9 protein-coding genes are annotated in these 11,334 nt (G+C 41.7%); 7 read left to right on the top strand and 2 right to left on the bottom strand.

All coding sequences use genetic code 11. The features are described 5' to 3' along the window. Window positions 1-82: 82 nt before the first annotated feature. Complete coding sequence (gene fruK, locus Xedl_RS00445) at window positions 83-1,021, top strand: 1-phosphofructokinase (protein ID WP_074022106.1); 939 nt, start codon at window positions 83-85, stop codon at window positions 1,019-1,021. Here fruK and nfo read toward each other — a convergent pair whose 3' ends face one another. Both nfo and Xedl_RS00455 read right to left on the bottom strand, forming a co-directional pair. Beyond that, entirely contained in the window at window positions 1,022-1,864 is an 843-nt protein-coding gene (nfo, locus tag Xedl_RS00450; RefSeq protein ID WP_074022107.1) for a deoxyribonuclease IV, read from the bottom strand. It lies immediately after the preceding gene. 95 nt (window positions 1,865-1,959) lie between these two features. Next, entirely contained in the window at window positions 1,960-3,042 is a 1,083-nt protein-coding gene (locus Xedl_RS00455) for a YeiH family protein (protein WP_074022108.1), read from the bottom strand. A gap of 189 nt (window positions 3,043-3,231) precedes the next feature. On the opposite strand from Xedl_RS00455, the gene yieE reads away from it, so the two are divergent. The 6 genes from yieE (at window position 3,232) to Xedl_RS00485 (ending at window position 11,096) form a co-directional block, all read left to right on the top strand. Continuing rightward, a complete protein-coding gene (gene yieE / locus Xedl_RS00460) occupies window positions 3,232-4,095 on the top strand; it encodes a DNA-binding transcriptional regulator YeiE (RefSeq protein WP_074022109.1) in 864 nt (287 codons plus the stop codon). A 126-nt stretch (window positions 4,096-4,221) separates the two neighbouring features. Beyond that, window positions 4,222-5,709, top strand: a complete 1,488-nt coding sequence (locus Xedl_RS00465) for an amino acid permease (RefSeq protein ID WP_074022110.1) — start codon at window positions 4,222-4,224, stop codon at window positions 5,707-5,709. Between the two features lie 262 nt (window positions 5,710-5,971). After that, window positions 5,972-7,072, top strand: coding sequence for an ABC transporter substrate-binding protein (locus tag Xedl_RS00470; protein ID WP_422645884.1), 1,101 nt, complete (start codon window positions 5,972-5,974; stop codon window positions 7,070-7,072). A gap of 19 nt (window positions 7,073-7,091) precedes the next feature. Further along, on the top strand, window positions 7,092-8,177 hold the full coding sequence (locus tag Xedl_RS00475; RefSeq protein WP_074022112.1) for a FecCD family ABC transporter permease: 1,086 nt from the start codon (window positions 7,092-7,094) through the stop codon (window positions 8,175-8,177). Continuing rightward, the gene (locus Xedl_RS00480; protein ID WP_074022113.1) at window positions 8,174-8,962 is read left to right on the top strand and encodes an ABC transporter ATP-binding protein; all 789 of its coding nucleotides are present in this window, start codon (window positions 8,174-8,176) and stop codon (window positions 8,960-8,962) included. Before Xedl_RS00475 ends, Xedl_RS00480 begins: the two co-directional genes overlap by 4 nt. Window positions 8,963-9,116: 154 nt before the next feature. Then, entirely contained in the window at window positions 9,117-11,096 is a 1,980-nt protein-coding gene (locus Xedl_RS00485) for a ligand-gated channel protein (protein WP_074022114.1), read from the top strand. Window positions 11,097-11,334 lie beyond the last annotated feature (238 nt).

Raw genomic sequence — 11,334 nt, forward strand, 5'->3', positions numbered from 1 at the left:
AAACGATTCAATTTTGATGTTATAAATAACAGATAGAACTTAATGTTATTTATGACTGTTTATTCAGGAGATATCGGGCAAGATGAGCCGTCGAGTTGCCACAATTACCTTAAACCCCGCTTATGATTTAGTTGGCTTATGTCCAGATATTGTTAAGGGAAATGTTAACCGTGTACAGACGGCAGGGCTTCACGCTGCTGGTAAAGGAAACAATGTTGCGAAGGTACTGCGTGATTTAGGCATTGATGTGACTGTCAGTGGTTTTTTGGGACGGGAAAATCAGGAGGGATTTCAGCAATTTTTTAGCGAAAACAGGATGGTAAATCGTTTTCATCTCGTCTCAGGGAGAACTCGTATTAATGTCAAGCTGACCGAAAAACAGGGTGAAGTGACAGATTTCAATTTTTCTGGTTTCCAGGTGACAGAAGCAGAATGGAATCGATTTGTCAGTGATTCCCTGACATGGCTGGGGCAGTTTGATATGGTTGTTGTCAGCGGTAGTTTACCCGAAGGGATTACGGCAGAATCATTTGCGGATTGGATGATGCAATTACAACAGTCTTGTCCCTGCGTTATTTTCGACAGTAGCCGTGAAGCTCTTGTGGCTGGCCTTAAGGCATCCCCCTGGCTGGTAAAACCTAATCGCTATGAGTTGGAGGTTTGGGCGGGGAAATCATTGCCGGATTTGGATAGTGTTATTGATGCAGCTTATGAATTGCGCAATGGCGGGATTGCCCACGTTGTTATTTCACTGGGAGAGCAGGGAGCATTATGGGTCAATGCTTCTGGTGCATGGTTGGCAAAACCACCGCATTGTGAAGTGGTTAGCACCGTTGGGGCAGGGGACTCTATGGTCGGAGGATTGGTCTATGGTTTGCTGATGAGAGAATCCAGCGAACACACATTGCGTCTGGCAACCGCCGTTTCTGCACTCACGGTTAGCCAGCCGAGTGTTGGGATTAAAAGCCGTACTGAACTTGCATCAATGATGGCGAAGATCGAGTTAATGTCAGTCAGGTAATTAACTTTGCTGGGATTTTAGCCAGGCAATTTCTTCAGCCCAAATATCTGGATTGATCGTTTCAAGAACCAAGGGAATCCCATTGAAACGCTCATCTTTCATGATATAGCTGAAAGGTGTTTTACCGATATTGCCTTCACCAAGACTGTGATGCCGGTCAACACGGCTGGAAAATTCACTTTTGGCATCGTTCAGATGCATGGCCTTAAGATATTTGAATCCCACAATTTCATCGAATGCTTTGAAAGTTGCCTCGCAATCTTTTTCAGTGCGCAAATCGTAACCAGCCGCAAAAGCGTGGCAGGTGTCAATACAGACTCCAACGCGGGTTTTGTCTTCAACACCGTCAATAATGGCCGCCAGTTGTTCGAATTTGAAACCAAGATTGGTGCCTTGTCCGGCGGTATTTTCGATAACGGCAGTGACTCCCTGTGTTTTGTCCAAAGTAATATTAATGGATTCTGCAATACGGGCGAGGCACTTATCGATGTCAATTTTGTTGAGATGGCTGCCTGGGTGGAAATTCAACAAATTGATGTCTAATTGTTCACAGCGCTGCATTTCATCAAAGAACGCAGCGCGGGATTTTTCCAGGCCGTCTGTTTCAGGATGACCAAGGTTAATTAGGTAGCTGTCATGGGGAAGAATTTGTCGGCTACCATAACCGTAACGTTCACAGTTTTCTTTGAATTTATCAATGACATCTGTCGATAACGGTGCGGCCTGCCATTGGCGCTGATTTTTTGTGAACAGGGCAAATGCCGTTGCGTTTAATTCATGAGCACGGATCACGGCCTGATCAACACCGCCCGAAGCGCTCACATGGGCTCCAACAAATTTCATATCATTTTCTCCTGTGTTTTCGTCATTATGGCATTATTCGCCTTTTTGATAAAATTTGGGCAGCAAAAGTCAATTTAATATCCCCTCGTTCTGAATTAGCGCAATAAATAATGGATGCCCTGATTGACGATTAATCCTCCGACTGCCAGCCAGACAAACAAAATGAATGCCAACAAAATGGGCTTAACCCCCGCCTGGCGAATAGCACTGATATGGGTGGTTAGCCCTAAAGCAACCATTGCCATTGCCAGCATAATGGTATCAGCGGCAATGATATGGTTAACAAGAGATTCAGGTAATAGATGAAACGAGTTGAAACCCGCAGTAACAATAAAGAACACAGCAAACCACGGAATAGTGATCGGGAATTTTTGGGGGTGATCATTACAATTTTTAACTTTCACGCGACTGAGGTAACCAGAAAGCAGCAATAGAAAAGGCGCCAATAGCATGACACGGATCATTTTACTGATAACCGCTGCATTTTCCGCGTCGCTTCCTAATGTATGCCCAATGGCAACAACCTGAGCTACTTCATGAACCGTTGAACCCGAAAAAATACCAAATGTTTCCTGAGTGAAATTAAACCATTGGTAGTGAACATTGAGTTGATAAAACCACGGATAAATAAAGATTGCCAGTGTGCCAAAAATAACGACGGTAGAGATGGCAACAGCAACTTTGCTGGCAGAAGCGTTGACAACGGGCTCTGTTGCCATAACTGCGGCGGCTCCACAAATACTGCTTCCTGCACCAATCAAGATCACGGTTTGGCTGTCCAGGCGAAAAAAAGCACGGCCAACCCATAGTGCCATAAAAAATGTTGAAGAAAGCATAATGACATCAATCAATATCCCTGTTGTGCCAACATCAGTGATTTGTTGGAAAGTCAGGCGAAATCCATAAAGAATGATGCCTGCTCGTAGTAGGTAGTGTTTGCAAAAATGGATACCGCTATCGCAGGTAGATTTTAAGAAAGGATATAGCGTGTTGCCGATCATGATCCCCAATAAGATGGCAAGTGTCAGGACGCCCAATCCTATATTTATAAACCAAGGAATCGTTCCAATATAGATGGCGATTGCCATCAGAATTGCGGCTAATAGAATACCGGGAATGAATTTTAATACGGTATTCTGGTGGATTTTGGTAAATTCACCTACTTGATTTTCAGACATAGTGGCGACTCTATTAGCTTATGCATTTTAAGAATAAGCATATAGAAAATTTATAAATCAATAAAATTTATAATACTTATATATATAAACACTAAAATAGATTAATTATGGGTGACTTTTGTTAAGTTGCATAATACTGTCTAAAATCAAGATTATCTTTCCCTTTTATTTAGCTTCCCGTGAGGCCATATGCGTATCACTCTGAGACAACTGGAAATTTTTGCAGAAGTTCTGAAAAGTGGTTCAACGACACAGGCTTCTCAGCAATTAGCATTATCACAATCTGCTGTGAGTGCTTCACTGACAGATCTTGAAGGGCAGTTGGGAGTACAACTGTTCGATAGAGTCGGAAAACGTCTGGTCACCAATGAACATGGGCGTTTGCTCTATCCTAAGGCGTTGGCATTGCTTGAACAAACTGGTGAAGTGGAACAGCTTTTTAAACTTGAATTGGGCGCATTGCGGTTAGCAGCCAGTAGTACGATTGGAAACTATATGTTACCTGAAATGTTGGCGAGATACCGTCAGGATTATCCTGAGACGCCATTGGAATTGAATATCAGTAATACCGGAGACGTTATCAGGGCTGTTGTCGAGTTCCGTGTCGATTTGGGATTGATTGAAGGATTGTGTCACGATCCGGAATTGATCACACAGTCGTGGATGAAAGATGAGTTGATTGTTTTTTCCTCTCCAGAAAGCCCGTTGTTACAACGTGAGTTGAGCGTGGAGGATTTGATCAAAGCCCCTTGGATATTGAGAGAAAAAGGTTCAGGAACAAGAGAAATTTTGGATCATCTTTTGTTCTCACAAATGCCGAGATTTAATATTGCGATGGAGTTGGGTAATTCGGAAGCCATTAAACATGCTGTTCAATATGGAATGGGGATCAGTTGTCTTTCACGGCGAGTTGTCCAGGAGCAACTGAAAAATGGCACATTATCTGAACTGATTATTTCTGGACTTAGCCTCAATCGTACTTTGTACCTGATTTACCATCGCCAGAAACATATATCCAATGCGTTACGGAAGTTACTGAGTTATTGTAACTAAAATCGTGTAGCTAATAATTGGCTATGAATTATGAAGGTATCTTATAACCACGAATCGCTGCTATTCTGGGGACAAGGATTTGTTACAATCCCGCATTAAATTCATTTCAAATGATATAGGAATAGAATGTCTCAAGAAGAAAGTATGCCACGGGATCAGGCTCCAAAAACCCTGCGCCGTGAGTTAAAAGCACGACATATGGCAATGATTGCCATAGGTGGATCAATTGGCACGGGGTTATTTGTTGCTTCTGGCGCAACAATTTCTCAGGCTGGCCCTGGTGGGGCTTTACTTTCCTATGCATTAATTGGCCTAATGGTCTATTTCCTGATGACCAGCTTAGGTGAGTTGGCCGCGTACATGCCTGTTTCGGGCTCGTTTTCAACTTATGGTTCCAAATATGTGGATGAAGGTTTTGGCTTCGCATTGGGATGGAACTATTGGTACAACTGGGCGGTGACGATTGCGGTTGACCTTGTCGCTGCGCAATTGGTGATGGGATACTGGTTTAATGGTGTGCCTGGTTGGGTATGGAGTGCGTTGTTTCTTGGCATAATTTTCTTGTTGAACTTCATTTCCGTCAAAGGTTTTGGTGAAGCAGAATATTGGTTCTCCTTGATCAAAGTCTCCACAGTGATTGTGTTCATTATTGTTGGCATTCTCATGATTGTCGGCATCATGAAAGGCGCCGAAGGTGCAGGTTGGCACAATTGGGGTATTGATGATGCTCCTTTTGCGGGCGGTTTTGCAGCCATGATCGGGGTGGCAATGATTGTCGGCTTTTCCTTTCAAGGGACAGAGTTGATAGGTATTACCGCAGGAGAATCGAAAGATCCGGCAAAAAATATCCCTCGGGCTGTGCGCAAGGTATTCTGGCGTATCTTATTGTTCTATGTGTTTGCGATTTTAATCATCAGCCTGATCATTCCTTATACTGATCCTAATTTGTTGCGCAATGGCGTGAAAGATATCAGTGTTAGCCCATTTACGTTGGTATTTGAAAATGCTGGTTTATTATCAGCGGCTGCCATAATGAATGCGGTGATATTGACGGCTGTTTTATCAGCGGGAAATTCAGGGATGTATGCTTCTACCCGTATGCTATTCACATTGGCAAAAGAGGGTAAGGCACCGAAAATTTTTAGTCATCTGTCTAAAGGCGGTGTTCCGCGTAATGCACTGTATGCTACGACTGTGGTAGCAGGGTTGTGTTTTTTTAGCTCCATGTTTGGTAACCAAACCGTCTATTTGTGGCTATTGAATACCTCAGGTATGACAGGATTTATTGCATGGCTTGGAATTGCAATCAGCCATTACCGTTTTCGTAAAGGCTATGTTGCCCAAGGTTTGAATCTCAATGATCTGCCATATCGTTCAGGTTTCTTCCCGATTGGGCCGATTTTTGCCTTTATTTTATGTCTGGTTATCACTTTAGGCCAAAATTATCAGGCATTTTTGCAAGATAAGATCGACTGGTACGGCGTGACCGCGACCTACATTGGCATTCCGTTATTCCTGCTTATTTGGCTTAGTTACAAACTGAAAAAGAAAACTCGCTTTGTTAAATATAATGAGATGGAATTTCCAACATTTAAATATATTGATAAAGAATAAATTGTTAATAAATTATCAATAAATTGATAATTGTTGATTGAAGTATTATTGATTTTGTTTTACAAAAAACTGCCTGTTCTGTGATGGAACAAGCAGTTTTTATTTTTCAGGGAATTAAGGAAGGAATATCGATAGTAAATTTCGGATATACGACACCAATCGCATTGATAAGTATTCTTATTTGCTTTATTGTTAGCAGCACAATTGTTGTATGAAGAGGCTAACTAAAGTGAAGTTTGTATTTCGAACAGTCGTGAAAAATATGAGTATCAGTCTAATGGCGGGTTCTGCCATGATGGCAAGTTTTGCATCTTGGGCTGAAACAGTCACTGATATTGCTGGACGTACTGTAGAGGTGCCGGAGAAAGTTAATCGTATCTTGTTAGGTGAAGGTCGTTTATTCCATTCTGTTGCCATATTGGAAGGAGATAAACCTCTGGCTCGTATCGCTGGCTGGCAAGGTGATTTCCGTAAACTGGACCCACAAACTTACGCTGTTTATAAAGCTAAATTCCCTGAAATCGATAATATCCCTCTGATTGGTAACACCAGCGCTGATAGTGTCAGCTCCGAGAAAGTGCTGACACTCAACCCTGACGTTGCAATTTTTGGTTTGTCTGGACATGGTCCAGGAAAAAACAGTGAATTGGTAAAACAGTTGGAAAAAGCGGGTGTACCTGTTGTTTTTGTCGATTTCCGCAATGACCCCCTGAAAAATACACTACCTAGCATCCGTATGCTGGGCAAAATGTTGCATCGTGAAGATCAGGCTAATGCTTACGCTGATTTTTATGAAAAAAATCTAAAATTAGTCACTGATATTACGGATCGTATACCAGACGCTGAGAAGCCTTCTGTATTTATTGAGCTTCTAGCAGGTTTTAGTGAAGATTGCTGTGGTACAGCAGGTAACGGCAATATGGGGAACTTCATTGATTTGGCGGGTGGCAAAAACATCGCTAAAGAAGTCCTGCCAGCCCCATTGGGAACAATGAATCTGGAAAAAGTCATTGCTGATGATCCTTATATTTACATCGCAAGCGGTGCACAAGATCCAGGTGACAAAGGTGAGGGGATCAAAATGGGCGCCCAAACTTCTGCCGATATTACCCGCGCAGGCCTGAAAGAAATCACTGAACGTAAAGGTATCAACAACTTAACTGCTGTGAAGGAAGGGCGTAGCTATGCGATTTGGCATCACTACTATAACTCTCCTTATAATGTTGTTGTTACCCAAGTTTTTGCTAAATGGTTCTATCCTGAAAAATTTGCGGATTTAGATCCGCAACAAACATTGAAAGAACTTCACGATAAATTCCTGGCTATTGAACCGGTAGGTACATATTGGGTCAGCGAGAAATAAGCAGTAACAGGTAATAAAAATGAGTGTCACTACCGAGCCTATGCCAATGGTGAAACAGCAATTGAGTGAGTGCGATATAAAAGCACATTATCGTCATATCCTGCGTCGACGTATTGTATGGATATTATTCATCGTCTTGGCGATTGGCATTTCTGTTGTACTGGATTTTACCATGGGACCATCAGGGTTATCGCTGCAAACCCTCTGGCAAACACTGTTTTCACCAGAAAGTGTCAATGCAGCAACACGGGTGATTGTTTGGGATATTCGATTGCCCTATGCCTTGATGGCGGTAGTGATCGGCCTGTCACTGGGGCTGGCCGGTGCTGAAATGCAAACAATCCTGAATAACCCGCTAGCCAGCCCATTTACTTTAGGGGTTTCTAATGCTGCTTCTTTTGGCGCGGCATTAGCCATTGTGCTTGGTATTGGCATTCCTGGGATACCGGATCAGTGGTTTATTTCCGCAAACGCTTTTCTCTTTGCATTTTTGGCTGCGTTAATGCTTGATGGTATTACCCGTTGGACAAGAGTTGCAACTTCAGGCGTTGTATTGTTTGGAATTGCGATGGTGTTTACCTTCGAGGCGTTAGTTTCGATGATGCAATTTATCGCTACGGAAGATACCTTACAGGGGTTGATTTTCTGGACAATGGGTAGCCTTGCCAGGGCGACATGGGAAAAATTGGGTATCATGGTATTCGTTTTCTTTGTCATTATGCCTATCTCATTGAGCAATTCCTGGAAATTGACTGCACTGCGTCTGGGAGAAGATAGAGCTATTAGTTTTGGCATCAATATAAGCCGCCTTCGTTTGGGAACATTATTGCGTATCAGTATCCTGACCGCATTGGCAGTTGCATTTGTTGGTCCTATTGCTTTTATTGGATTGGTGGCGCCTCATATCGCCAGAATGCTGTTTGGTGAAGATCATCGTTTTTTCTTGCCTGCGAGTGCATTGATTGGGGCATTAGTTTTATCCATAGCTTCCATTGCTTCTAAAAACCTGATACCGGGCATTATTATACCGGTTGGGATAGTGACATCATTGGTTGGTGTGCCTTTCTTCCTTAGCATAATCTTACGCCATAGGGGGAATGTATGAGTCAGGGATTAAAAATCAATTACCTGACGGCGGGATATCCCAAGCATTCTGTGATTGAAAATTTGGATATCAATGCATTACCGCGTGGTCAGATCACGGTATTGTTGGGGCCGAATGGTTGTGGTAAATCCACACTTCTGCGTTCGCTGGCGGGATTGAATAAAGCCAATGGTGAACTGCTGTTGGATGGGCAGGATCTGATGAAGATGAATTTTGCCCAACGCGCCCAAAACGTCGTTTATTTGCCGCAAACATTACCGGCAGGTGTACATCTCCATGTATTGGAATCGGTGATTGTTGCTCAACGAGCATCAGGTGGTGTGAGCAATAGCCAATGTGAACAAGAAGTCATGGAACTATTACGCCAGCTTGGTATTGAACATTTGGCACTTAGCTATTTGGATCAATTATCTGGTGGTCAGAAACAGTTAGTTGGATTGGCTCAATCACTAATCCGCCGTCCGACGTTATTATTATTAGATGAACCATTAAGTGCACTGGATTTAAATTACCAATATCATGTAATGGATTTAGTTGCACGTGAAACGCGCCGTCGTAATATTGTTACGATTGTTGTTGTTCACGACATTAATATTGCATTACGTCATGGTGACCATGTATTAATGCTAAAAAAAGGTAAATTAATTTCTGAGGGTAAACCTGAGCAGGTTATTACACCGAGCAGTTTGGCCGAAGTTTATGGTATTAAAGGCCGAATTGAACGTTGTTCTCAGGGCATACCGCAAGTATTAATTGATGGTTTGGTGACAGAATTCGTAAGTTAGACTAATAAAAGCCATAATTCGCTTTAATAAAATTAAAGTGAGATTTAATAAATATAACATTGACAGGAATAATTAAATTATTCCTGTGTTGCAAGTCTGTGTCTGTTGTCCATATTGTTTAAACAATTCTATTCTACCTTTTGGAGAATCGGGAATGACTGTCTTTGCAAAGAAAAAAGTTGTATTAGGTATTATTACCGCTATTTCATCCAGCGCTGTTTTAGCTGCTAATAATAGCGAAGATAAAATTGTTGTAACTACTGCATCAGGTTTCCAGCAAAAAATCGAGGATGCACCTGCTTCCATTTCAGTTGTTAGCCGCGAACAGTTGGAAACTAAAGCCTACCGTGATGTGACAGATGCATTGAAAGATGTGCCTGGAGTGGTTGTTACTGGCGGTGGTAGTAGCAGTGATATCAGTATTCGTGGTATGTCATCACAATATACTATGATCTTAGTTGACGGCAAGCGCGTGGATACCCGTAGTACTCGTCCAAATAGTGATGGTTCTGGTATTGAGCAGGGTTGGTTACCCCCATTGTCATCAATTGAACGTGTGGAAATTGTTCGTGGGCCAATGTCCTCCCTTTATGGCTCGGATGCTATGGGTGGGGTAATCAATATTATTACCCGTAAGGTACAGAAAGAGTGGCATGTTAGTTTGCGTGGAGATACCACGTTCACAGAAAGTAAAAATTCAGGTAATAGCTATCAAACTAATGCTTATGCTGCTGGACCTCTAATTGATGGACTATTGGGACTGAAAGTTAATGGTTTGTTCTCTCACCGTAATGAAGATAAATTTATTGGTGGATTTAAAGAGCAAGAAATACGTAATGGTGCTGCAACTTTCTCTCTGACACCTGATGAACAAAATAGTTTTGATTTTGAGATTGGGCGTTATGAACAAGATCGTGATACAACAGCAGGTAAGAGTAGCAAAGTAAATGATATAAGCCGTTATAAACGTAATAACTATTCAATCACTCATACAGGTACTTATAATTTTGGTTCAATGAGTTCTTATATTCAGCGAGATGAATCGAATAATCCTGAGCGTGAGATGAAATTTGCAGATACACTCTTTAGTAATCAAACAACATTCAGTTTAGGCGATCATACATTGAGTGCAGGGGGACAATATCGTTATGAAAACCTGCAGGATAATGAAAATAAAATGATGTCAGCCAAAGGCGTGAATAAACTTACTCGCTGGAGTTGGGCATTATTTGCCGAAGATGAATGGCAAATGACAAATGATTTAGCCTTAACAGGTGGTGTCCGCTTAGATAAGGACGAGATTTTTGGTACTCATTGGACTCCTCGACTGTATGGAGTATGGCATGCTGATGAGCAATGGACCATTAAAGGAGGTGTTTCTACAGGATATCGTTCCCCTAACTTGCGGCAAGTTGCGCCTAATTGGTGGCAAGCAACTGGAGGAACTGGAGGGAATCAGATTATTATGAGTAATCCAAATCTGAAGCCTGAGAAAAGTGTTACTAAAGAAATTGGTGTTATCTGGAATAATCAAGATAGCCTAAATGTAAGCTTTACGGTTTATCATACTGATTTTAAAGATAAAATAACTGAAAGTGTGATTTGTTTAAAAAACTCTCCAGAATGCCCTCCAGGTACGGGTACTTTCAACATAGTACGAGGCCGTACTAATGTTTCCAAAGCAGCAATGTTTGGTGTAGAAACGTCAATGAACTGGGATGTTGCCGCTAATTGGTCACTAGCAATGAATTATACTTATACCAATACAGAACAAAAAAGTGGGGAATATGAGGGTAAGCCATTAAATGAAATGCCAAAACATATGGCAAATGCAACTTTGAATTGGCAAACACTACCTGAGATGCAAACTTGGGTTCGCATGAACTTTCGTAGTAAGTCATCGGATTTTCTGTCTCGTAGAACCAAGATAGTAGGTAATAAGATGTCTCTCTCAATGGGAGATGGACATCCATCCTACACTTTCTTTGATCTCGGTATGACTTATAATGTAACGAAAAATCTCCGTGTACTAGGTGGTGTTTATAACATCTTTGATAAACGTGTTACTTCTGAAACCCACGATGCAGTTCTGGATGGCCGTCGTTATAACATCGGCATTAATTATGATTTTTAATTAATGTTTTTCTTTCTTATAAATATTATTCATTACACTTAACATTCGGACATCATATAAAATCATCCCGCCCTCAACCTTCATGGCGGGATGATTTTTTTTGCCTAGGGCGTGTTGATGTTTTGTGAGGGATTATTAAACAGCATGATGATTTGGTATAATTACTTTCGCCAAAAAACAACCAGACCTCACCATCATGCCGCGAACTATGTTAACAGATCTCCAATGGAATAAGCTA

Source organism: Xenorhabdus eapokensis (genome assembly GCF_001908105.1).

Bases quoted from the DNA above. Each gene is read 5' to 3' on its own strand.
- fruK (WP_074022106.1), top strand. From the start codon at position 83: ATGAGCCGTCGAGTTGCCACAATTACCTTAAACCCCGCTTATGATTTA.
- nfo (WP_074022107.1), bottom strand. From the start codon at position 1,864: ATGAAATTTGTTGGAGCCCATGTGAGCGCTTCGGGCGGTGTTGATCAG.
- Xedl_RS00455 (WP_074022108.1), bottom strand. From the start codon at position 3,042: ATGTCTGAAAATCAAGTAGGTGAATTTACCAAAATCCACCAGAATACC.
- yieE (WP_074022109.1), top strand. From the start codon at position 3,232: ATGCGTATCACTCTGAGACAACTGGAAATTTTTGCAGAAGTTCTGAAA.
- Xedl_RS00465 (WP_074022110.1), top strand. From the start codon at position 4,222: ATGTCTCAAGAAGAAAGTATGCCACGGGATCAGGCTCCAAAAACCCTG.
- Xedl_RS00470 (WP_422645884.1), top strand. From the start codon at position 5,972: ATGAGTATCAGTCTAATGGCGGGTTCTGCCATGATGGCAAGTTTTGCA.
- Xedl_RS00475 (WP_074022112.1), top strand. From the start codon at position 7,092: ATGAGTGTCACTACCGAGCCTATGCCAATGGTGAAACAGCAATTGAGT.
- Xedl_RS00480 (WP_074022113.1), top strand. From the start codon at position 8,174: ATGAGTCAGGGATTAAAAATCAATTACCTGACGGCGGGATATCCCAAG.
- Xedl_RS00485 (WP_074022114.1), top strand. From the start codon at position 9,117: ATGACTGTCTTTGCAAAGAAAAAAGTTGTATTAGGTATTATTACCGCT.